This is a genomic window from Caenimonas soli, assembly GCF_013155545.1.
Lineage (GTDB): Bacteria > Pseudomonadota > Gammaproteobacteria > Burkholderiales > Burkholderiaceae_C > Ramlibacter > Ramlibacter soli.
Window position 1 is genome coordinate 163,435 of sequence record NZ_JABJVV010000006.1, and the last position, 22,651, is coordinate 186,085.

At 64.8% G+C, this 22,651-nt stretch carries 23 protein-coding genes; 20 read left to right on the forward strand and 3 right to left on the reverse strand.

Features of this window, described 5'->3' with window-relative positions; genetic code table 11:
• Positions 1-15 precede the first annotated feature (15 nt).
• Complete coding sequence (locus HNE04_RS11115; RefSeq protein WP_172218798.1) at positions 16-3,075, reverse strand: Rne/Rng family ribonuclease; 3,060 nt, start codon at positions 3,073-3,075, stop codon at positions 16-18.
• A 523-nt stretch (positions 3,076-3,598) separates the two neighbouring features.
• On the opposite strand from HNE04_RS11115, the gene HNE04_RS11120 reads away from it, so the two are divergent.
• From HNE04_RS11120 to HNE04_RS11135, 4 genes are read left to right on the forward strand one after another with little or no spacing between them, the layout of a single operon-like run.
• Positions 3,599-4,612 (forward strand): RluA family pseudouridine synthase, encoded by a 1,014-nt coding sequence (locus HNE04_RS11120; RefSeq protein WP_172218800.1) that lies wholly within the window; start codon positions 3,599-3,601, stop codon positions 4,610-4,612.
• Complete coding sequence (locus HNE04_RS11125) at positions 4,584-5,252, forward strand: HAD family hydrolase (protein WP_172218802.1); 669 nt, start codon at positions 4,584-4,586, stop codon at positions 5,250-5,252. Before HNE04_RS11120 ends, HNE04_RS11125 begins: the two co-directional genes overlap by 29 nt.
• A gap of 5 nt (positions 5,253-5,257) precedes the next feature.
• Positions 5,258-5,623 (forward strand): Rieske (2Fe-2S) protein, encoded by a 366-nt coding sequence (locus tag HNE04_RS11130; protein ID WP_172218812.1) that lies wholly within the window; start codon positions 5,258-5,260, stop codon positions 5,621-5,623.
• A gap of 6 nt (positions 5,624-5,629) precedes the next feature.
• Entirely contained in the window at positions 5,630-6,586 is a 957-nt protein-coding gene (locus tag HNE04_RS11135) for a S49 family peptidase (RefSeq protein WP_172218814.1), read from the forward strand.
• An 11-nt stretch (positions 6,587-6,597) separates the two neighbouring features.
• Here the strand turns inward: HNE04_RS11135 and HNE04_RS11140 are convergent, their stop codons facing one another.
• Positions 6,598-7,362: an SAM-dependent methyltransferase gene (locus HNE04_RS11140; protein WP_172218816.1), complete on the reverse strand. Its 765-nt coding sequence runs from the start codon at positions 7,360-7,362 to the stop codon at positions 6,598-6,600.
• Positions 7,362-7,967, reverse strand: coding sequence for a Maf family nucleotide pyrophosphatase (locus HNE04_RS11145; RefSeq protein WP_172218818.1), 606 nt, complete (start codon positions 7,965-7,967; stop codon positions 7,362-7,364). Before HNE04_RS11145 ends, HNE04_RS11140 begins: the two co-directional genes overlap by 1 nt.
• Before the next feature lie 25 nt (positions 7,968-7,992).
• Between HNE04_RS11145 and HNE04_RS11150 the strand changes: the two genes are divergently transcribed.
• The 16 genes from HNE04_RS11150 (at position 7,993) to HNE04_RS11225 (ending at position 22,648) form a co-directional block, all read left to right on the forward strand.
• Positions 7,993-8,538 (forward strand): YceD family protein, encoded by a 546-nt coding sequence (locus tag HNE04_RS11150; protein WP_172218819.1) that lies wholly within the window; start codon positions 7,993-7,995, stop codon positions 8,536-8,538.
• A 103-nt stretch (positions 8,539-8,641) separates the two neighbouring features.
• A complete protein-coding gene (gene rpmF, locus HNE04_RS11155; protein ID WP_168110083.1) occupies positions 8,642-8,824 on the forward strand; it encodes a 50S ribosomal protein L32 in 183 nt (60 codons plus the stop codon).
• A gap of 353 nt (positions 8,825-9,177) precedes the next feature.
• Positions 9,178-10,227, forward strand: a complete 1,050-nt coding sequence (plsX, locus tag HNE04_RS11160) for a phosphate acyltransferase PlsX (RefSeq protein ID WP_172218821.1) — start codon at positions 9,178-9,180, stop codon at positions 10,225-10,227.
• Between the two features lie 3 nt (positions 10,228-10,230).
• The gene (locus HNE04_RS11165) at positions 10,231-11,208 is read left to right on the forward strand and encodes a beta-ketoacyl-ACP synthase III (RefSeq protein WP_172218823.1); all 978 of its coding nucleotides are present in this window, start codon (positions 10,231-10,233) and stop codon (positions 11,206-11,208) included.
• A 49-nt stretch (positions 11,209-11,257) separates the two neighbouring features.
• Positions 11,258-12,208, forward strand: coding sequence for an ACP S-malonyltransferase (fabD, locus tag HNE04_RS11170; protein ID WP_172218825.1), 951 nt, complete (start codon positions 11,258-11,260; stop codon positions 12,206-12,208).
• Positions 12,205-12,951, forward strand: a complete 747-nt coding sequence (gene fabG, locus HNE04_RS11175; RefSeq protein ID WP_172218827.1) for a 3-oxoacyl-ACP reductase FabG — start codon at positions 12,205-12,207, stop codon at positions 12,949-12,951. The genes fabD and fabG overlap by 4 nt, the downstream gene beginning before the upstream one ends.
• A 102-nt stretch (positions 12,952-13,053) precedes the next feature.
• Positions 13,054-13,293: an acyl carrier protein gene (acpP, locus tag HNE04_RS11180; protein ID WP_153585007.1), complete on the forward strand. Its 240-nt coding sequence runs from the start codon at positions 13,054-13,056 to the stop codon at positions 13,291-13,293.
• A 6-nt stretch (positions 13,294-13,299) separates the two neighbouring features.
• Positions 13,300-14,547 carry a beta-ketoacyl-ACP synthase II gene (gene fabF, locus HNE04_RS11185; protein ID WP_172218829.1) on the forward strand — a complete coding sequence of 416 codons (1,248 nt, stop codon included), beginning with the start codon at positions 13,300-13,302 and terminating at the stop codon, positions 14,545-14,547.
• 18 nt (positions 14,548-14,565) lie between these two features.
• Positions 14,566-15,024 carry a hypothetical protein gene (locus HNE04_RS11190; protein ID WP_172218502.1) on the forward strand — a complete coding sequence of 153 codons (459 nt, stop codon included), beginning with the start codon at positions 14,566-14,568 and terminating at the stop codon, positions 15,022-15,024.
• Positions 15,021-15,656 carry an RNA polymerase sigma factor RpoE gene (gene rpoE, locus HNE04_RS11195; protein WP_172218831.1) on the forward strand — a complete coding sequence of 212 codons (636 nt, stop codon included), beginning with the start codon at positions 15,021-15,023 and terminating at the stop codon, positions 15,654-15,656. The genes HNE04_RS11190 and rpoE overlap by 4 nt, the downstream gene beginning before the upstream one ends.
• 35 nt (positions 15,657-15,691) lie before the next feature.
• Positions 15,692-16,270 (forward strand): sigma-E factor negative regulatory protein, encoded by a 579-nt coding sequence (locus tag HNE04_RS11200; RefSeq protein WP_172218833.1) that lies wholly within the window; start codon positions 15,692-15,694, stop codon positions 16,268-16,270.
• A 15-nt stretch (positions 16,271-16,285) separates the two neighbouring features.
• Positions 16,286-17,323, forward strand: coding sequence for a MucB/RseB C-terminal domain-containing protein (locus tag HNE04_RS11205; protein WP_172218835.1), 1,038 nt, complete (start codon positions 16,286-16,288; stop codon positions 17,321-17,323).
• 98 nt (positions 17,324-17,421) lie between these two features.
• The gene (locus tag HNE04_RS11210; protein WP_172218837.1) at positions 17,422-18,888 is read left to right on the forward strand and encodes a DegQ family serine endoprotease; all 1,467 of its coding nucleotides are present in this window, start codon (positions 17,422-17,424) and stop codon (positions 18,886-18,888) included.
• A gap of 510 nt (positions 18,889-19,398) precedes the next feature.
• Entirely contained in the window at positions 19,399-21,210 is a 1,812-nt protein-coding gene (gene lepA / locus HNE04_RS11215) for a translation elongation factor 4 (protein ID WP_172218839.1), read from the forward strand.
• A gap of 79 nt (positions 21,211-21,289) precedes the next feature.
• A complete protein-coding gene (gene lepB / locus HNE04_RS11220) occupies positions 21,290-22,255 on the forward strand; it encodes a signal peptidase I (protein WP_172219121.1) in 966 nt (321 codons plus the stop codon).
• Positions 22,256-22,285: 30 nt separating this feature from the next.
• Positions 22,286-22,648, forward strand: a complete 363-nt coding sequence (locus tag HNE04_RS11225) for a DUF4845 domain-containing protein (protein WP_172218840.1) — start codon at positions 22,286-22,288, stop codon at positions 22,646-22,648.
• The last annotated feature ends 3 nt before the right edge of the window (positions 22,649-22,651 follow it).

The following is a 22,651-nucleotide window of genomic DNA, read 5'->3' on the forward strand; positions in this document are numbered from 1 at the left end:
AGGCTTATCGCCGGGTTATTGCAGCGGCAAAGTGCCCTGCTCGAACGGCAGCTTCATGCCCTGCAAGTCGCGCTTGGTTTCCACCAGCACCAGCGGGCCTTCGTCGATCACGATAGGAGCCGGGCGTTCGCGCGGCACGCGCGGCGGCCGGGGTTCCGCAGCGATCTGCGCCTGCACGGCAGCAATCTTTTGTGCATCGGAATTCACCCACTGCAGGCCCGAGCCTTCGGCGACCTGCGCCAGCTCCGACACGGGCAGTTCGAAGGCCTGGACCTTCGGCAGGCCCTTGGCGGCCGGGGCGGGGCTGGGAGCCTGCGCAACGGTCGCGCGCGGGGCCTGGGGCGCCGCTTGCGGCGGCGTCTGCGGCTGAGGCTGCGGCGCGTACGCTTGCGGCGCGGCTTGCACTTCCTCCGTCACGAAGCCGGTGGGATAGCGCAGCCGTTCGGTCCGCTCTTCGGCCGCAACCTCCTTCACCTCGCCGCCGACGGCGTCGGTAGCCTCGTTGGCGGCTGGAGCGGTTTCGTCGCGCGGCTGGCGCTCGCGCCGGTCGCGGCCATAACGATCGCGCGAACGGCGTTCACGGCGCTCTTCGCCTTCCGGCTCGCTGCGGCCTGCGTCCTGGTGGGTATGGGACTCGAGCACCGCATCCGCCGCCGGCGCTTGATGGTCGCGCATGTCGGCGACAGTGCCCACCGAAGTGGCAGCGCCTGCCAGTGCGGCAACTTCGTCCGCCTGGTTGGCCGGAGCCTGCTCGCGCGGGCCGCGTTCGCCGCGACGCTCGCCGCGTCCGCGACCACCGCGTTCACCACGCTCGCGCTGGCCTTCGCCGCGTTCACTGCGCTCGCCGCGAGGCGGGCGTTCCTGGCGCTGCTCGGCCGTGGCGCCTTCGGCACCGGCTTGCACCGTGGGGATTGCGCCGTCGACGCCGGCGCGGCCGTCCGGTTCCCTGCGCTCGCGTTGCCCGCGTTCGCGGCCGTCACCGCGGCCCTCACGGCCCTCGCGCGGTCCGCGGTCGCCTCGGCCTTCGCCGCGCTCGCCGCGACGCTGGTCACCCTCACCCTGGCGGCCGCCTTCGGGAGTACGCGGCGGCTGGCCTTCAATGCCTTCCGCCAGTGCGCGTTCGCGGCGCGGCTCGCCACCACGGCCATCGCCGCGGCGTCCACCCTGGCGTTCGCCGTCGCGGCCTCGTCCTTCGCCACGGCCGCCACGGCGGCCATCACCGCGACCTTCGCGTCCTTCGCCACGGCCTTCACCACGGCCTTCACGCCGCTCTTCTTTCTTGGGCTGGGCCACGACGGGCGCAGGTGCCGGCACGGCGGCCGGTGCGAGGCCGAACAGGCCCTTGATCCACGCCGTGAATCCAGTCTCCGCGGCTGCGGGCGTCGGCGCCGGTGCCGGCGCCTTGGCTGCGGGTGCTTTCGCAACCGGCTCGGCCTTGACGGGTTCGGGCTTGGGCGCCACGATCGGTGCCGGCGCGTCCGGCAGCACGCCCTTGATCACGGGCTCCTGCTTGTTGGCGCGCTCGTGCGTGCGGCGGGTGACGGTGGTCGGGTCTTCGATTTCCTCGGCCATGTGGTAGCTGGCCTGCAGGTTGTCCAGGCGCGGGTCGTCGTGCTTCAGGCGCTCGAGCCGGTAATTCGGCGTTTCCAGCGTCTTGTTGGGCACCATGATCACGTTCAGGCGCTGCTTGAGTTCGATCTTGGCGATCTCGGTGCGCTTCTCGTTCAACAGGAACGAAGCCACTTCCACCGGCACTTGCACGTGCACGGCGGCCGTGCCGTCCTTCATCGACTCCTCCTGGATGATCCGCAGGATCTGCAGCGCCGAGCTTTCCGTGTCGCGGATGTGGCCGTGGCCACCGCAGCGCGGGCAGGGGATCGAAGCGCCTTCGGACAGGGCCGGGCGCAGGCGCTGGCGGCTCATTTCCATCAGGCCGAACTTGCTGATGGTGCCGAACTGCACGCGGGCGCGGTCTTGCCGCAGGGCGTCGCGCAGGCGGTTTTCGACCTCGCGGCGATTCTTCGACTCTTCCATGTCGATGAAGTCGATGACGATCAGGCCGCCCAGGTCGCGCAGGCGCATCTGGCGCGCCACTTCGTCCGCGGCTTCCAGGTTGGTGCGGGTCGCGGTTTCCTCGATGTCGCCGCCCTTGATGGCGCGGGCCGAGTTGACGTCGATCGAGACCAGCGCTTCGGTGTGGTCGATCACGACCACACCGCCCGAGGGCAGCTTCACTTCGCGGGCGTAGGCCGATTCGATCTGGTGCTCGATCTGGAAGCGGCTGAACAGCGGAGCGTCGTCACGGTAGCGTTTCACGCGGGCCGCATGCTCGGGCATCACGTGGGCCATGAACTGCTGGGCCTGCTCGTAGATGTCGTCGGTGTCGATCAGGATGTCGCCGATGTCGTGATTGAAGTAATCACGGATGGCGCGAATGACGAGCGACGATTCCTGGTAAATCAGGAAGGCGCCCTTGCCGCCCTTGGAAGCGCCGTCGATGGCGTTCCAGAGCTTGAGCAGGTAGTTCAGGTCCCACTGCAGTTCGGGGGCGCTGCGGCCGATGCCGGCGGTGCGGGCGATGATGGACATGCCGTTGGGATATTCCAACTGGTCCATGTTCTCCTTCAGCTCGGCCCGGTCGTCGCCCTCGATCCGGCGGCTCACGCCGCCGCCGCGCGGGTTGTTGGGCATCAGCACGACATAGCGGCCGGCCAGCGAGACGAAGGTGGTGAGGGCGGCGCCCTTGTTGCCGCGCTCCTCTTTCTCGACCTGGACCAGCAGTTCCTGGCCTTCCCGGATGGCGTCGCTGATGCGAGCCTGGGAAACCGAAACGCCCTGGGCGAAGTAGCTCTTGGAGATTTCCTTGAACGGCAGGAAGCCGTGGCGGTCTTCGCCGTAGTCCACGAAGCAGGCTTCGAGCGAGGGCTCGACCCGCGTCACCACGGCCTTGTAGATATTTCCTTTGCGCTGTTCGCGCCCTTCGATTTCGATTTCATAGTCGAGGAGTTTTTGTCCATCGACGATTGCCAGCCGGCGTTCTTCCGCCTGCGTGGCATTGATCAGCATCCGCTTCATAGCGTCACCTTCTTTTTGTCAAATAAAACATCACAGACCCATGACGGGTCAACGATGCCTGACGGACGCTTCGAAACGGATGGAATTGCCGGGTATGCGACGCGGCTGCCGGGTGTTAACTCGGCAGGCGGGGCAAGGGCGCGTGGAGGGGGGCGAGGAACGGGGTGCCGTAACGGCTGCCCCGTAGTGCCACAAGAACTGTGGCGTGTAGAGCCCGCGGGGCGCGGACTGGCGGCGACGCCAAGCCTTCGGCGGGGGCTGTGAGCCACCGCCAGCAGGCCATGAGGATCGCCATCAACACGGGGTTTCTCGCTTTAGTCCGTCCGCCAAGCGTTGGCTGGCGGACTGGTATTCCGTAAGTGTTTCAAAGTGCCGGCTTGACCATCGCCTTGGCGGGCCACCGCCAGCATCTGGCTGGCGATCTGCGCGCGGGGGACGATGGTGGCATCGACCTTCCAGCGTGGCCGGTGGCAGTGCGTGGACTAAACTCCAAGGCAAATCAACCACTTACAGCGTTACGCTAGTGAAACACATTATAGGGGGCCCAGAGCCCCCTGCAAGCGCGCAGGTCAAATTAGTCGAGGTGGACGAAGAATCCGCCGGCCAGCGGCTCGACAACTTCCTGATCCGCCAGCTCAAAGGCGTGCCCAAGACCCACGTGTACCGCATCATCCGCAGCGGCGAGGTGAGGGTGAACAAGGGCCGGGCGGCGGCCGACACCCGGGTCGCGGCCGGCGACATGGTGCGCCTGCCCCCGGTGCGGATTTCGGAGAAAGTCGCGGAGAAACTGGAAAAGCCGGCCCCGGCGCGGGAATTTCCTGTCCTCCTGGAGGACGAGCACCTGCTCGCCATCGACAAACCAGCCGGGGTGGCGGTGCACGGCGGCAGCGGCGTGAGCTTCGGTGTGATCGAACAGCTGCGCCAGGCCCGGCCCGCCGCCAAGCTGCTCGAGCTGGTGCACCGGCTCGACCGTGAGACCTCCGGGATCTTGCTGGTGGCGAAGAAGCGCTCGGCCTTGCTAAAGCTGCAGGACCAGTTCCGCGAGCGCGAAACCGGCAAGACCTACCTGGCGCTGGTGGTGGGCGCTTGGCCCGCCAACAAGAAGGTTGTCGACGTCCCGCTGCACAAATACCTGCAGGCCGACGGCGAGCGGCGGGTGAAGGTGGTCGCCAAGGACGACCCGGACGGGATGCGCTCGATCACCCTGGTCAAGGTCAGGCATGTCATACCGGCGCAGGCTGGCATCCAGGTCCCTGCTTTCACGCTGCTGGAGGTCACCATCAAGACCGGCCGCACCCACCAGATCCGCGTCCACCTCGCTTCCCAGGGACACCCGATCGCCGGCGACGACAAGTACGGCGACTTCGAGCTCAACAAGGCCTTGCAAAAACGCGGGCTCAAGCGCATGTTCCTGCACGCGTGGCGGTTACAGTTCAACCACCCCGACTCCGGCGAACGCATCGAATTGCTTGCCGCGATGCCGCCGGAACTCAAGAAGTTTGCCGACCATGCCACCGCAACGCCCCCGCCAGTTTGACCTGATCGCCTTCGACTGGGACGGCACGCTGTTCGATTCCACCAAGATCATCGTGCGCTGCATACAGCGCGCCGTGGTCGATGTGGGCGGCAGCAAGCCCTCGGACAAGGCGGCTGCCTATGTGATCGGCATGGGCCTCATGCAGGCGCTGGCGCACGCGGCGCCGGACGTGCCCAAGGAAAAGTACCCGGAACTCGGTGCGCGGTACCGGCACCACTACACGTCGCACCAGAACGACCTGAGCCTGTTCGACGGCGTGCTGCCCCTCCTGGACGAACTCAAGGCGCGCCATCACTGGCTGGCGGTGGCGACCGGCAAGTCGCGCCGCGGGCTCGACGAAGTGCTGCGCACGGTGCAGCTCAAGGGCGTGTTCGATGGTTCGCGCACCGCCGACGAGACCGAGGGCAAGCCCCATCCGCTGATGCTGCAGGAGCTGATGCGCGAATTCGGTACCGAGCCGCGGCGCACGCTGATGGTCGGTGACACCACGCATGACCTGCAGATGGCCCTGAACGCCGGATGCCCCGCCGTGGGCGTGAGCTACGGCGCCCATGAGCCTGGCGAGTTCGAGCCGCTGAAGCCCCTTTTTGTCGCGCACACGGTGGCCGGCTTGCGCGGCTGGTTGCTGGAAAACGCCTGAGAGCGATGGACGAAGCACTGCCTCTTTGCAACTCCGCCGACCTAGTGGACGGGGGTGAGGCCGTGCCCTTCGACGTGAATTTCGGGGGCCAGACCTGCCGCGCATTCGCGATCCGCTACCAGGGCCGGGTGCACGCCTACCTCAACCGTTGTGCCCATGTGGCCATGGAATTGGATTGGCAGCCCAATCGCTTCTTCGACGATACCGGGCGCTGGCTGCTGTGCGGCACGCACGGAGCGGTGTACCAGCCCGATACCGGCGAGTGCGCAGGCGGCCCGTGCCGGGGCGGCCTGGTAAAAATTGAGCTCTCCGAGCAACACGGCGTAGTGCACTGGCATACTGCCTACAACCTCAAACCCGTCCTCTTTTAAGAAATCATGAACGAATCGCAACCGCCCGAACCGGCGCCGCCAGGCTGGGAGCGCGCCACTTTCGAGAAACTGATGTTCGCAACGCTCCAGGAGCAGCGAACCGCCCGCCGCTGGCGCAGCTTCATCCGGCTGGCTTGGCTGGCCTTCTTCGTGTTCCTTTTGTGGGCGCTGATGGGGAGGGGCCCGACCCATGCCGACAAGACGCTGCCGCACACGGCGGTGATCGAGATCAAGGGGGAAATCGACTCGGAGGGCGACTCCAGCGCTGAATCGGTCATCGCCGCCATGCGCAGCGCCTTCGAAGATACCGGCGCCCAGGCCGTGGTGTTGCTGATCAATTCGCCGGGCGGCAGCCCGGTGCAGGCCGGCATCATCAACGACGAGATCAAGCGCCTGCGGGCCAAGCACAAGAAGCCGGTGTACGCGGTGGTCGAAGAGTCCTGCGCTTCGGCGGCCTATTACATCGCCGTTGCCGCGGACCGCATATTCGTGGACAAGGCCAGCATCGTGGGCAGCATCGGTGTGCTGATGGATGGCTTCGGCTTCACCGGCCTCATGGAGAAGGTGGGCGTGGAGCGCCGGCTGATGACGGCGGGCGAGAACAAGGGCTTCCTGGACCCGTTCAGCCCCCAGACCGAAAAGCACCGGGTCTTCGCCCAGGGCATGCTGGACCAGGTGCACAAGCAATTCATCGACGTGGTGAAGGCCGGTCGCGGCAAACGCCTCAAGGACTCGCCCGAACTGTTCAGCGGGTTGTTCTGGACCGGCCAGCAAGCCGTCGAATTGGGCTTGGCCGACCAGCTGGGCAACCTGGACTTCGTGGCACGCGAGATCGTAAAAGCCGAGGACGTGGTGGACTACACCCGCCGCGACAACGTGGCGGAGCGCCTGGCGAAGAAGTTCGGCGCCGCGGTCGGAGAGGGCGCGATGCGCGCCCTCAAGACGGTCCCCGCCCTTCGCTGAGCCCTAGGGGCCTAGCGCCCGATGGCGAACACAGCCGGGGTGTCGTTCCTTACCGGCACCGCCTGCTGCTTCCACGCTTTGACCGGCCTGCTATGGGTAGAGCCCTCGGGAAGGGTCAGCCCGCTGGCTACCGCCAGGCGGGTGGGCGGCTGCAGCGTCTTGAGCAGGCTGTCCCACATCGCCGCGTTGCGATAAGGCGTTTCGATGAACAGCTGGGCCTGGCCGGTCCTGGACGCCAGTGATTCCAGCTCCTTGATGCGCTGCGCTCGCTGCGCGGCATCTTGAGGCAGGTAACCGACGAACGCGAAATTCTGGCCGTTCAGGCCACTTGCCGCCAGCGCGAGCAGCAGGGAAACGGGCCCGACCAGGGGGACAACGGGAACAGCAAGGTCATGCGCGGCCCGCACCACCGACGAACCCGGGTCGGCAATCGCCGGCATCCCGGCCTCGCTGAGCAGGCCGACGTCACGCCCTTGCAGGGTGGGTGCGAGCAGCGCCGTGGCGTCGAAACCCCCTTCATGATCGCCTTTCTTGTGAACCTCGCGCGGCAGTTCGACGATCTGTTGCTCGCGAATCGGCAGCGCGAGCGGGTGCGATTCGTCGATTCGCTTCAGGTAGGCCCGCGCCGACTTGGCGTTCTCGCAAATCCAGTGGGTCAGCCTCGCCGCGGCCGCCAAGGTGCCTGCCGGCATCACGTCGGCCAGTGGCGCCTGGACGGCGCAGCCGAAATCGAGCGGAGCCGGGACGAGGTAAAGCCGGCCGGTGGGCGCCCCCATCACAGCACTTTCACACCGGCCGCGCGGATCATGCGGCAGGTGCGTATCAGTGGCAGGCCGACCAGGGCCGTGGGATCGTCGCTTTCGATGGCGTCGAGCAAGGCGATGCCGAGCCCCTCGCTGCGGGCGCTGCCGGCACAGTCGTAGGGCTGCTCGGCGCGCAGGTAGGCTTCGATTTCGGCATCGCCGAGTTCGCGGAAGCGAACGGTGACGGGCGCCAGTTCCAGCTGCTCGAAGCCACTTTCTTCGCACACCACGGCGACGGCGGTCTGGAACACGATGCTGCGTCCGCGCATGCGACGCAGTTGGGCTACGGCTCTTTCATGCGTGCCGGGCTTGCCCAGCGGCTCGCCATCCAGGTCGGCCACCTGGTCCGAGCCGATCACCACAGCCTGCGGGAATTTGGCCGCAACGGCATGAGCTTTGGCCAGGGCCAGCCGCAATGCGAGCTCCCTGGGAGACTCACCGGGGCGCGGCGTCTCATCCACGTCCGGTACGGAAACCTGGAAGGGCAGATTCAAGCGCGACAGCAGCTCACGACGGTAACTCGAGCTCGAGCCCAGCACGAGCGGCCGCTTTTGAAGGGGGAGGGGGGCCTCGGACATGGCCCGATTCTCTTACACTGGCCCCATGAGCAGAGAGTTTGCGGCGCGCCGCCTGGATGTGAAGGGCTTCGCCGAGAACGGCGGGACGATCAGCGGCGAGCAGCCGGTGCAAAAACACGAGCGCCTGATGGCCGAAACCCAGGGGCGTGGCGCCGAGTTGCCGGTCACCTGGTCGGCCACCGCGGAACTGCGCAATGCCGGCCACGTCCACCCCGAGGTCTGGCTGCACCTGAAGGCCGACGCCGTACTTCCCTTGACTTGCCAGCGCTGCCTGGGGCCGGTGGAGGTCGCCGTGAGCGTGGAGCGGTCGTTTCGCTTCGTGCCCGATGAAGACATGGCCGCTGCGCAGGACGAGGAATCCGAGGAGGACGTGCTGGCCCTGAGCCGCAGCTTCGACCTGGTCGAACTGGTCGAGGACGAACTGCTGATGGAGCTGCCCCTGGCGCCGCGCCACGAAATTTGCCCCGAACCGGTCAAGCTGGCCGTCGCCGATGCGGAATTCGAAGGCTCGTCCAGCCGCCGCGAGAACCCGTTTGCCATGCTTGGCAAGCTCAAGTCGCGCAAATCCTAGGTTGGGCTATAATCATGGGCTTCGCGTCGGTGCCTCACCAACGCATCCCGCCCATTTAGCTGCCTTGCGCCCCGCGCAAGGCCTTTTGATCCAGGAGCCCATCATGGCCGTCCAGCAGAACAAGAAATCGCCGTCCAAGCGCGGCATGCACCGCTCGCACAACGCCCTCGTCGTGCCGGGCATCGCCGTGGAGCCCACCACCGGCGAAACCCACCTGCGCCACCACATCAGCCCCACCGGCTTTTACCGTGGCCGCAAGGTGCTCAAAACCAAGAACGAAGCCTGATCCAGGTTCTCCCGGCTATGAGGCCCGGCTGCGGCGCAGTGCGGGCCTTTGTTTTGCCCGGGCCGATTCGCTCTACATTAAGGGCCTGTTAGCACTGTTTTTGCCAGATGCGTTGCGAGTCAAAAAGGTCATGCGCAAGGCGCGAAACGCGGCCGGGGCCTCACCCCGGCAAGGCTTCGCAACGCGGCGCATGGCCTTTTTGGCCGCAACCCGAAGGGAACATGCTTAAAACCGCGCCACTCGTCGTTACGCTCCTAGCCAAGGCGGCCAGCCTTGGCGTCCTCGCGCGCCTGGATTGGCGCGGTTTTAAGCATGTTCGCACTGGCAAAAACAGTGCTAACAGGCCCTAAGCCATGACTACTCTGGCTGTCGATTGCATGGGGGGCGACCACGGCCCTCGCGTCACGCTTGCTGCCTGCCGGCAGTTCCTCGAACATCAACCCGACGCCCAGCTGCTGCTGGTAGGCGCGCAGGACAGCCTGCAGGCGCTGAACCACCCGCGCGCGCGCATCGTCCACGCCTCCGAAGTGGTGGCCATGGACGATTCGGTGGAAGTGGCGCTGCGCCGCAAGAAGAACTCCTCGATGCGGGTGGCCATCCAGCAAGTCAAGGACGGCCACGCGCAGGCCGCCATCTCGGCCGGCAACACCGGGGCGCTGATGGCGCTGGCGCGGTACCTGCTCAAGACGGTGGACGGCATCGATCGCCCCGCAATCGCTTACCCGCTCCCCAATGCCAAGGGTTCGGCCACCACGGTGCTGGATCTCGGCGCCAACGTCGATTGCACCGAGCAACACTTGCTTCAGTTCGCGGTGATGGGTTCGGCCCTGGTGTCGGCCCTCAAGCACGTCGAAGCCCCGTCGGTGGGATTGTTAAACATCGGCGAAGAGGTCATCAAAGGCAGCGAGATGATCAAAAGAGCAGGCGAACTGCTGAGATCGGCTGCTAATTCCGGCGATTTGAATTTCTACGGAAACGTGGAAGGCAACGATATATTCAAGGGCACGACGGATATCGTGGTGTGCGACGGCTTCGTCGGCAATGTCGCCTTGAAGACCAGCGAAGGCCTGGCTTCGATGATCGGCGGCTTCCTCAAGGAAGAATTTTCTCGCAACGCCTTGACCAAACTCGCGGCAATCGTCGTCTATCCGGTTCTATCGGCTTTCAAAAACCGCGTTGACTACCGCCGCTACAACGGCGCAGCCTTGCTGGGCTTGCGCGGCCTGGTGTTCAAGAGCCATGGCTCGGCAGACGAGTTCGCTTTCGAACAGGCCCTGAACCGCGCGTATGATGCGGCCCGAAACAACTTGCTCGATCGCGTCCAGGCGCGCATCGCCCATGCCAGGCCCTTGCTGGCAGCCAGCGAAGCCGAGGTATCGCCCCTGGACGCTGTCGTGATCTGATCGATGAAAAAATACTCGCGCATCACCGGCACCGGCAGCTACCTGCCCCCGCGCCGCGTGACCAACGCCGACTTGGCCACCGAACTCGCGGCCAAGGGCGTGGAAACGTCCGACCAATGGATAGTAGAGAGAACCGGCATCCGGGCCCGCCACTTTGCCGCTGCTGACGCCAGCACCAGCGACCTGGGCGTCCAAGCCGCCCGCCAGGCCCTGGAGGCGGCAGGCGTGCGCGCCGAAGAGATCGACCTGATCATCGTGGCCACATCCACGCCCGACATGATCTTCCCCTCGGCGGCCTGCATCCTGCAGCACAAGCTGGGTATCGCCGGCTGCCCCGCCTTCGACGTACAGGCCGTCTGCAGCGGCTTCGTCTACGCGCTCACCATCGCCGACTCCATGATCAAGACCGGCGCCGCCAGCAAGGCGCTGGTGATCGGCGCCGAGGTCTTCTCGCGCATCCTCGATTTCAACGACCGCACCACCTGTGTGCTGTTCGGCGACGGTGCGGGCGCGGTGGTGCTCGAGGCGTCCGATACGCCGGGCATCCTGGCGAGCGACCTGCATGCCGACGGCAAGCACGTGGGCATTCTTTGCGTGCCCGGCACCGTTGCCGGCGGGAAGGTGCTGGGCGATCCGCTGCTCAAGATGGACGGGCAAGCGGTGTTCAAGCTGGCCGTGGGCGTGCTCGAAGAAGCAGCGCGCGCCACGCTGGCCAAGGCCGGCAAGACCGAAGCCGACATCGACTGGCTCATTCCGCACCAGGCCAACATCCGCATCATGCAGGGCACGGCCAAGAAGCTGAAACTGCCCCTGGACAAACTGGTCGTCACTGTGGACGAGCATGGCAACACCTCGGCTGCATCGATTCCGCTGGCGCTGGATGCAGCGGTGCGCAGCGGCAAGATCAAAAAGGGTGACACGCTCATGCTCGAAGGCGTGGGTGGCGGTTTCACCTGGGGCGCCGTCCTGTTGGACTTCTAGCGCGCCGCGCTCGACGCAAGTCCATTCATTCCATTTTCTGTAACCGCGCATGAAACCGTTCGCATTCGTCTTTCCGGGCCAAGGCTCGCAATCCGTGGGCATGCTGGATGCCTGGGGCGATCATCCGGCCGTGTCCCAGACACTGCAGGAAGCAGGCGACGCACTGGGCGAAGACATCGCCAAGCTGATCCGTGAAGGCCCCAAGGAAGCGCTGGCGCTGACGACCAACACCCAGCCGGTGATGCTGGTTGCCGGGGTCGCGGCCTACCGGGCGTGGCGCGCTGAAGGCGGCGCGGCTCCCGCAGTGATGGCGGGCCACTCGCTGGGTGAATATTCGGCACTGGTCGCCTCGGGCGTTCTCACACTGGCCCAGGCTGCACCGCTCGTGCGCTTCCGTGCCCAGGCCATGCAGGATGCGGTGCCGGTGGGCACGGGCGCGATGGCGGCCATCCTGGGTATGGATGCGCAGAGTGTGATCGAAGGCTGCGCTGAGGCTGTGCGCAGCTTCGGTGTGAACACCAGCGAAGTGGTGGAGGCGGTGAACTTCAACGATCCCGGCCAGACCGTCATCGCGGGCAGCAAAGCCGCCGTCGAGAAAGCCTGCGAAATGCTCAAGGCCAGTGGCGCCAAGCGGGCCTTGCCGCTGCCGGTTTCGGCACCGTTCCATTCGAGCCTGATGAAGCCGGCGGCTGAAAAGCTCAGGGAAAAGCTAGTGGCCACTGCGTTCGCCGCCCCGCAGATCCCGGTCATCAACAACATCGAGGTCCAGGTCGAAACCGACCCGGACCGTATCCGCTCGGCGCTCTACGAGCAGGCCTTCGGCCCGGTGCGATGGGTCGAGTGCGTCCAGGCCATCAAAGCGCGGGCCATCACCACGATCGTCGAGTGCGGCCCGGGCAAGGTCCTTGCGGGCATGTGCAAGCGCATCGATCCCGAGCTGACGGGCGTCGCGCTGTACGACCCTGCCACCCTGGCCGAAGCGAAAGGGCTGCTGGCATGAGTTCGTCTTTTGAAGGTCAAGTGGCCCTGGTCACCGGGGCTTCCCGGGGCATAGGCGCGGCGATCGCGCTCGAGCTGGCCCAAAGGGGGCTGAAAGTGATAGGGACGGCCACCACCGACGAGGGTGCGGCCCGGATCACGGAGGCACTTTCGGCCCACGCTGGCTGCAAGGGCGCCACGCTCGACGTCAATGACGCGGCGGCGGGGCAGGCTCTCGTGGACACGATCGCCAAGGAACACGGCGGCCTGCAAGTACTGGTGAACAACGCCGGCATCACCCGCGACATGCTGGCCATGCGCTTGAAGGACGAGGATTGGGACGCGGTGCTGGACACCAATCTCAAGGCCGTGTTCCGCATGAGCCGGGCAGTGATGCGCGCCATGATGAAGCAACGCTACGGGCGCATCATCAGCATCACCTCGGTGGTCGGTTCGTCGGGCAACCCGGGCCAAGCCAACTACGCAGCCGCGAAGGCCGGTGTCGCGGGAATGACCCGCGCGCTCGCCCGCGAACTCGGCAGCCGCGGCATCACGGTCAACTGCGTGGCGCCCGGATTCATCGAAACCGACATGACGGCCGGGCTGCCCGAAGAGCAGCAGAAGGCATTGCTGGGACAGATTCCCCTGGGCCACCTTGGCAAGCCGGGCGATATAGCCCATGCGGTGGCGTTTCTCGCGTCGCCCGAGGCCGGCTACGTGACGGGACAGGAAATCCACGTCAACGGCGGCATGTACATGTCCTGAAGAACAATCAACGCCGGTTTATCCGCCCGGCAATGGCCTACAGGGGCAAGAAGCCTCTAGACGCTAAAATCGCGGATTCATTTACAACCCTTTGAGGGAACCATGAGCGATATCGAAGCACGTGTCAAAAAAATCATCGCCGAACAACTCGGCGTGGAAGAGTCCCAGGTCACCAGCGAAAAAGCCTTCGTGGCAGACCTCGGTGCCGATTCGCTCGACACGGTGGAACTGGTGATGGCGCTCGAAGACGAGTTCGGCATCGAGATCCCGGACGAGGACGCCGAGAAGATCACGACGGTGCAGAACGCCATCGATTACGCCAACGCCCATCAAAAGGCCTGACGAGAAATGAGTCGGCGGCGCGTCGTAGTAACCGGTCTGGGTTGCGTCAGCCCCGTGGGCAACACGGTGGCGGAGTCGTGGGCCAACCTGCTGGCCGGCAAGCCCGGCATTGACTTCATCACCCAGTTCGATGCGGGCAACTTCGCCTGCAAGTTCGCGGGCGAGGTCAAGGGATTCAACATCGTGGACTACATCCCCGAAAAAGAAGCCCGGCACATGGACCGTTTCATTCACCTGGGGTTGGCGGCTGCCTGCCAGGCGGTGGTTGACAGTGGGCTGCCCACGGGTGAGGCCCTGGGCGACGAACTGGCAACGCGCATAGGCTGCAACATCGGCGCCGGCATCGGCGGCCTGCCGATGATCGAGCAGACGCACGCCGAGCTGACCAATCGCGGCCCGCGCCGCATTTCGCCATTTTTCGTACCGGCCTCGATCATCAACATGATCTCGGGCCACGTTTCGATCAAATACGGCTTCAAGGGCCCGAACATCGCGGTCGTCACGGCCTGCACGACGGGCCTGCACGCCATCGGCCTGTCGGCCCGCATGATCGAATCGGGCGACGCCGACGTCATGGTTGCAGGCGGTGCAGAGGCTGCTATTTCTCCGCTGGGCATCGGGGGCTTTGCCTCGGCCCGCGCACTGTCCACTCGCAACGACGATCCCAAGACGGCGTCCCGCCCCTGGGACAGGGATCGCGATGGCTTCGTGCTGGGCGAAGGCGGCGGAGTGCTGGTGCTGGAAGAGTACGAGCACGCCAAGGCCCGCGGCGCCAAGATCTACGCCGAGCTTTCGGGCTTCGGCATGAGCGCCGACGCGTTTCACATGACCGCACCGGACATCGATGGGCCGCGTCGTGCGATGCTCAACGCGCTGCGCAATGCGGGGGTCAACGCCGACCAGGTCGACTACCTCAACGCCCACGGCACCTCCACCCCGCTGGGCGACCTGAACGAGACCAACGCCATCAAGGCGGCTCTGGGCGATGCGGCAAAAAAGACGGTGGTCAACTCCACCAAGTCGATGACGGGCCACCTGCTTGGCGGCGCCGGCGGCATCGAATCGGTTTTCACCGTACTGGCCGTGCACGAGCAGAAGAGCCCGCCCACGATCAATATCTTCAACCAGGACCCTGAATGCGACCTGGATTACTGTGCCAACACGGCGCGTGACATGAAGATCGACGTGGCGGTAAAAAACAATTTCGGCTTCGGTGGCACCAACGGTACCCTGGTCTTCAAACGCCTCTCATAACTTGGCATTTCGCATTCCATGCACAGCGCCCCATCGGTGAGTTATCCGGTGGGGCGTTCGCGTTTCGCGGCAACGCTTTTGCTGGTCATCTGGCTGTTGGGCGCGGCCGGCGTGGCGTTGTGGTCGGTTCAGGTTCGGGCGCCGGGCTGGCAAGTGGGTGCTTCGGCGGCGCTGGTGCTGCTCGCGGGATTGTGTGCGGCCAGGAATTGGTGGCGTGCGCCCCCGGGGGACTTCAGCTGGGACGGTGAAAACTGGAATTGGTCGGCGGCCGGGCAGGAGGCCGCGGGTTCGTTGGAGGTCGGCCTGGATCTGCAGCGCTGGCTGCTTCTGCGTTTTACCGGCGGCAAGGTTGTGCGATGGCTCTGGCTGGAGCGCGCCAGGCACCCCGAACGCTGGGAAGACCTGCGCCGTGCTGTATATTCGCGCGCCAGACCGCAGGCGCTGCGGCAGGAACAGTCTCCCGCAGTGAAACCATGACAAAAGCGCCTCCCGACTCCCGCACGCCCGCCGATACCGACCTGATGCTGGTCGAGCGCACCGTGGCGGGCGACCAGAAGGCGTTCGAGTTGCTGGTGTTGAAGTACCAGCGCCGGATAGAGCGGCTGATTGGACGCATGGTTCGCGACACCGACCTGGTGGAGGACATCGCCCAGGAGACGTTTATCCGCGCCTACCGGGCGCTGGCCCAGTTCCGCGGCGAGGCCCAGTTCTATACGTGGCTGTACCGGATCGCGGTCAATACCGCCAAGAAGGCGTTGGTTGACCTCAAGCGCGACCCAACGGTCTCGGAAAGCGCCCTTCGAGGCGGCGGCGACGACGAAGATGAAACTTCCGCCGTGGAGAACGAACTAACCACCGCGGAAACCCCGGAAACGGTGCTGGCCGCCAAGGAAATTGCAGCCACGGTCAACTCGGCCATGGAAGCCCTGCCCGAAGAGTTGCGCCAGGCGGTGACGCTGCGCGAGATCGAGGGTTTGAGCTACGAAGAGATAGCGGAAGTGATGAATTGCCCGATCGGCACCGTGCGATCCCGGATTTTCCGGGCGCGCGAAGCGATTTCGGCGAAGGTCAAGCCCATGCTGGAAAACCAGTCGGGCAAGCGCTGGTAAAGGCGGCCAAAGCAGTGAACGGGCGAGGTGATGTGATGGAAAAAATGCAAACGCAGGAATTGATATCGGCACTGGCGGACGGCCAGTTGCGGGGCGAGGCTTTCGCTCGGGGCGTCGAAGCCGCGGCTTTGGACCCCGCGGCCCGGGAGGCGTGGCACACCTATCACCTCATTGGCGACGTGCTGCGCTCCGGCGAACTGGCTGCGGGCACCATGCCGACGGTGTTTATGAGTCGGTTGCAGTTGCGGCTCCAGGAGGAGCAAAGGATGGCTGCTGCCCGGCAGCAGCCGGCGCGGGTCGAGCCCGCGCCACGGCTAGAAGCTGCCAATGACTCCAGCTTTCGCTGGAAGCTGGTGGCCGGCTTTGCTTCGTTTGCGGCGGTGGCCGCTATCGGCTGGACCGTGGTGGGCGGCTTGGCGGGAAAGCCCGAGCAGGGGCAGCTGGCGGGCAGCGCGGGCGGCACGGTGCTCGCAGGCAGCGAGCGCGGCGCCATGATCCGCGACCCTCGGCTGGATGAGTTCCTGGCTGCGCATCGCCAGCTCGGCGGCGCGTCCGCCCTGCAGATGCCGGCGGGCTTTCTTCGCAACGCCACGTTCGAAGGGCCCAACCGCTGAGGCGGCGCAACGCGCATGGCAGATATCGGTAAGTCGAAACTGATCGCCGCCGGCCTGTGGGCACTGGCTGCCATGGGCTTGGCGTCGGCCCAACCCGCCCCTTCGGGGCCTGCGGTCCAGCAGGCGGCGCCGGCCAATGGGAAGTATGCGGAGCGCAGCATCAGCGAGTGGCTGATGCGCATGCACGAGGCTTCACGTCTTCGCAGCTATGTGGGCACCTTCGTGGTGTCGTCCAATACCGGCATGGCCAGTGCCCGCATCTGGCACGCCTGCGACGGCGACTTGCAAGTCGAGCGGGTCGAGTCACTGACGGGTGCGCCGCGCTCCACCTTCAGGCGCAATGACGAAGTGGTGACCTTCCTGCCGGAAAGCCGCATCGCGCGCACCGAAAAGAGGGAATCGCTTGGCCTGTTCCCCGATCTGCTGAAGTCCAGCGAAACGTCGATCCCCGAGTTCTATGCGGCCCGCCGCGTCGGTGCAGACCGGGTTGCCGGCTTCGAAACCGACGTGGTGCAACTCGCCCCCAAGGACAACCTGCGCTTTGGTTATCGCATCTGGAGCGAAAAGAAAACCGGTCTGGTGGTCAAGCTGCAGACGGTAGATGCCGAGGGCAACGTGCTCGAGCAGGCGGCCTTCTCCGAACTCCAGCTCGATGCGCCGGTGCGCATCGACAAGCTCAGCCAGATGATGGCGGCCACGGACGGCTGGCGCATCGAGAAGGTCGAGGCTGCGAAGACCACGGCCGGCGCGGAAGGCTGGCAGCTCAAGGCCGCCGTGGCCGGCTTCAAGCCGATCAGCTGCTACAAGCGGCCGGGCTCCGGCGCGCCGGCGCCCGAGGGCACGATGCAATGGATTTTCTCGGACGGCCTCGCGTCGGTCTCGCTGTTCGTCGAAGCCTATGACCGCCAGCGGCACGTCCAGGAAGGCCTGTTCGCAAGCGGCGCGACCCAGACGCTGACGCGGCGCATCCAGGACTGGTGGCTCACGGCGGTGGGGGAAGTGCCCCCGCAAACACTGAAAGCCTTCGCGCAGAGCCTTGAGCGGCGCAAATAGGCCCCCACGTAAGCCGTATGCAGAGGTTGGTGACGCACTGCCGATCGAACCATTCCCGCGCTTTTTATTCTCAGCATTTATCTGATTGAAAGGTCGACATGTTCAAGATCGATTGGAAAACACTGCGCGCCTATGGCTTGGTGATCGCGCTGGCGGTCTTCGGCACCGTGGCGCTGATGCCGGCGAAGCCCGTTGTCGCGCAGGGCCGCTCCTTGCCCGATTTCACCGACCTGGTCGAGCAGGTCGGGCCGTCGGTGGTCAACATCCGCACGCTAGAGCGCGCGCGAACCAGCGGTGCCGCCCCCGGGGCGGTCGACGAGGAAATGCAGGAGTTCTTCCGGCGCTTCTTCGGCCAGCCCATGCCGGGCGCTCCGCGCCAGACGCCACGCCCGAATCGGCCGCAACCCGAAGAGGAACAGCCGCGCGGTGTCGGCTCGGGCTTCATCCTGACCACGGACGGATTCGTGATGACCAACGCCCACGTGGTGGAGGGCGCCGATGAGGTCCTGGTCACGCTGCCGGACAAGCGGGAATTCAAGGCAAAGATCGTGGGCTTCGACAAGCGCACCGACGTGGCCGTCGTGAAGATCGAGGCCACCGGCCTGCCCGCCGTCAAGGTCGGCGACATCACGCGCCTGAAGGTCGGCGAATGGGTGATGGCCATCGGTTCACCCTTCGGCCTGGAAAACACCGTCACGGCCGGCATCGTCAGCGCCAAGCAGCGCGACACCGGCGACTACCTGCCGTTCATCCAGACCGACGTGGCGATCAACCCGGGCAACTCGGGCGGCCCGCTGATCAACATGCGTGGCGAGGTGGTGGGCATCAACAGCCAGATCTATTCGCGCTCGGGCGGCTTCATGGGGATCTCGTTCGCCATCCCGATCGACGAGGCCATCCGCGTCAGCGAGCAGCTGCGCGCGTCGGGTCGCGTGTCCCGCGGCAAGATCGGCGTGCAGATCGACCAGGTGACCAAGGACGTGGCCGAATCGATCGGGCTGGGCAAGCCGATGGGCGCCCTCGTGCGCAGCGTCGAAAGCGGTTCGCCGGCGGACAAGGCGGGCGTGGAAGCGGGTGACATCATCACCAAGTTCGACGGCAAGGTGATCGAGAAGGCGTCGGACTTGCCGCGCATGGTGGGCAACACCAAGCCCGGCGCGCGCAGCACCATGACGGTGTTCCGCAGGGGTGGTTCGCGCGACCTGAACGTCACGATCGCGGAAATCGAACCCGAGAAGCCGGTGCGCCGTATCGCCGACAAGGACGACAAGCCCAAGGGCTCCGCGGCTGCGCAGTCGATCGGCCTCGCCGTGAGCGAGCTCACCGACGCTCAGAAGAAAGAACTCAAGATCAAGGGGGGCGTGAAGGTCGAGTCGGTTGCGGAAGGTGCGGCACGGGCCGGCATCCGCGAGGGCGACATCATCGTGGCCCTGGGCAATACCGAGATCGGCAGCGTGAAGGAATTCGACGCCATAGTGGCCAAGGTGGACAAGAGCAAACCCATTCCAGTGCTGCTGCGCCGGGGTGAGCTGGCGACGTACCTGCTGATCCGGCCGGCACGCTAGGCATAGCTTCAAAGGCGCAAAGCCCCAGCCCGCGGTCGGGTTTGGGGCTTTTCCATGTGGGATGACGAAAAAAATACGGCCGCCGAAAAATATTTTTCTGGCTCGTGAATGGTGATTTATGTTTGCGCGCGCTAACTTTTGGAGAGGCTAACTACGTTTTTGGATAGAATCGCGAGGTCTCATCGGCAATTAGCGGCATATAAGAATCCGCGTAAACCACCATGCGGGACGCATACCAGTGGTGCACAGCCGATCCACAGATCGCCCACAAGTTGTCCCAAAGCTTGCCCCCTTATTTTGTTGATAAGTTGTGAATAACATTCCTGTTGCTGGTCTGCAACGACCCCGTTTGGCGTCGGCCTTGGCTGTACGCCCTGGGCTTTTTGCCTACAATGAAGCTCCAACTATCGCAGTTGCCATAGATTGTTGGTTCAGGGCGCGTCACTACTCGACGCGCCCTTTTTTCTTTTCCGCGCCCGTTTGAATTCAATCACTTAAGCGTTCCCGTTGATGAATCACATCAGAAACTTTTCGATCATCGCGCACATCGACCACGGCAAATCCACGCTCGCCGACCGCTTGATCCAGCGTTGCGGCGGCCTGTCGGACCGGGAGATGGAAGAGCAGGTGCTCGACTCGATGGATCTCGAGAAAGAGCGTGGGATAACCATCAAGGCGCAGACTGCTGCACTGCGCTACAAAGCGCGTGACGGGCAGGTCTACAACCTGAATCTGATCGACACGCCGGGCCACGTGGATTTCTCGTACGAGGTTTCGCGCTCGCTGTCCGCATGCGAGGGGGCGCTGCTCGTGGTGGACGCCAGCCAGGGGGTGGAAGCGCAGACCGTCGCCAACTGCTACACCGCGCTCGACCTCGGTGTCGAGGTCGTGCCGGTACTCAACAAAATGGATCTGCCGCAGGCCGACCCGGACAACGCCAAGGCGGAAATCGAGGACGTGATCGGCATCGACGCCGCCGATGCGATTCCATGTTCAGCCAAGACCGGCATGGGCATCGATGAGATCCTCGAAGCCGTGGTGGCCCGCATCCCGGCGCCGCGCGGCAATCCCGACGGCCCGCTTCGCGCCATGATCATCGACAGCTGGTTCGACACCTATGTGGGCGTCGTCATGCTGGTGCGGGTCGTGGACGGCCGCCTCGGCAAGGGTGAGCGGATCAAGCTCATGGCCACCGGCGCGACCTACAACGCCGACAACCTGGGCGTCTTCACGCCCGCCAGCGAACCACGCGACTCGCTCGAAGCCGGGCAGGTCGGGTTCATCATCGCCGGCATCAAGGAACTGCAGGCCGCGAAGGTCGGCGACACCGTCACGCTGATCAAGTCCGGCACGGGCGGCGCGGCCGCTACCGCCACCGAGGCGCTGCCCGGTTTCAAGGAAATCCAGCCGCAAGTGTTCGCCGGGCTGTACCCGACGGAGGCCAACCAGTACGACTCGCTGCGCGACGCCCTGGAGAAGCTCAAGCTCAACGACGCTTCGCTCCACTATGAGCCCGAAGTCAGCCAGGCGCTGGGCTTCGGTTTTCGCTGCGGCTTCCTGGGCCTGCTGCACATGGAGATCGTGCAGGAGAGGCTCGAGCGCGAATTCGACCAGGACCTGATCACCACCGCGCCAAGCGTGGTCTACCAGGTGCTCAAGGCCGACGGCGAAATGATCATGGTGGAGAACCCGTCCAAGATTCCGGACCAGGGCAAGGTCACCGAGATCCGCGAACCCATCGTCACGGTGCACCTGTACATGCCCCAGGAATACGTGGGGCCGGTCATGACGCTGGCCAACCAGAAACGCGGCGTGCAGCTGAACATGGCCTACCACGGCAAGCAGGTCATGTTGACCTACGAGCTGCCGCTCGGCGAGATCGTGCTCGACTTTTTCGACAAGCTCAAGTCGGTCAGCCGCGGCTATGCCTCGATGGACTACACCTTCAAGGAGTTCCGCGCCTCCGACGTGGTCAAGGTCGACATCCTGCTCAACGGCGAGAAGGTCGATGCCCTGTCGATCATCGTGCACCGCAGCCAGTCCCAGTACCGCGGACGGGCGGTGGTGGCCAAGATGCGCGAGATCATCAGCCGGCAAATGTTCGACGTGGCGATCCAGGCGGCCATCGGTGCGAATATCATCGCCCGCGAAACCATCAAGGCGCTGCGCAAGAACGTGCTGGCAAAATGCTACGGCGGCGATATCAGCCGCAAGCGCAAGCTCCTCGAAAAACAAAAAGCAGGCAAGAAACGAATGAAGCAGATCGGTTCGGTAGAAGTCCCCCAGGAAGCGTTCCTCGCTATCCTGCAGGTGGAAGAATGAGCCCCCACGCTCGCTGTCGCTCGCTGCCCCCCGAGGGGGCCAATGCCGCCCTAGAGGCGGCTCGTCGGGCGGCATCATGATGCCGGTGCTCACGGCCGCGGTTCTCGCGGCCTTCGTCGGCTATGCCGGAGCCTGGTACTTCGGCGCGGTCGAAGGCAACTTCGCCTTGCTGCTGTTCCTGGCGACGGTGGTCACCGGCATCTATTGGCTGGCCGAGCGCCTGTACTTCCTGCCGCAGCGCCGCAAGGCGGCCGCCGTGCTGGACGAACAGTTCTCCCAGCGGCGAGCCGGCCTCGCAGCCCAGGGAATCACCCAGGTCGACGGCGACGTGGCCCCGGCGCGACAGCGGCTATTGATGCAGCCGTGGTGGCTGGACTGGACCGCCGGCCTGTTCCCGGTGATCCTGGCGGTTTTTGTGCTGCGCTCCTTCCTGTTCGAGCCGTTCAAGATTCCCTCCGGCTCCATGATCCCGACGCTGCTGGTCGGCGACCTGATCCTGGTCAACAAGTTCACCTACGGTGTTCGGTTGCCCGTCGTCAACATCAAGCTGACCGAAGGTACCCCGCCGCAGCGCGGCGACGTGATGGTGTTCCGCTACCCGCCCAAGCCGAGCCTGGACTACATCAAGCGCGTCATCGGCGTGCCGGGCGACGAGGTCGCGTACCTCAACAAGCAGCTCACCGTCAACGGCCAGCCGGTGCCCAAGAAGGCGTTGCCGGACTTCTTCGACGACGACGCCATGCTTTATTTCAAGCAGTTCGAGGAGACGCTGGGAGACAAGCGCCTGCGCATCCTCAACGACGAGGGGCGTCCGGCTTTCATTCCCGGTGTCGAGAACTTTCCGTATAAGCAGGATTGCCGTTACAGTGTCGAGGGCGTGGTGTGCAAGGTCCCGCAGGACCACTATTTCATGATGGGCGACAACCGCGATAATTCGCTCGACTCGCGCTACTGGGGTTTTGTGCCTGACCGCAATATCGTCGGCAAGGCCTTTTTCATCTGGATGAATTTCGGCAGCTTCAAGCGGATCGGGTCGTTTGAATAATTCTTATTTTCCTGCAGAGGGTGTTAGCACATGAAGCGTCGAGTCAAGTCAAGCCAGTCCGGTATCTCCTTCATCAGCCTGCTGGTCGTAGTGGGCGTGCTGGCCTGTTTGGGCATATTGGCCGCACAGGCCTTCCCGACGGTGGTGGAATACCAGGCCATCCTCAAGGCCGTGCAGAAATCCTCGAGCGGCAACACCGTGGCCGAGGTCAGGCAGATATTCGAGAGAGCGGCAGCGATCGACGATATCAAGTCGATCACCGGCAAGGACCTGGAAGTCTCCAAGAACGGCGACCAGGTCGTGGTGAAGTTCGCCTACAACAGGGAAATCCACATGTTCGGCCCGGCCTACCTGCTCCTGAAATACGTCGGTCAGTCAAAACCGTCGAGATAGTCA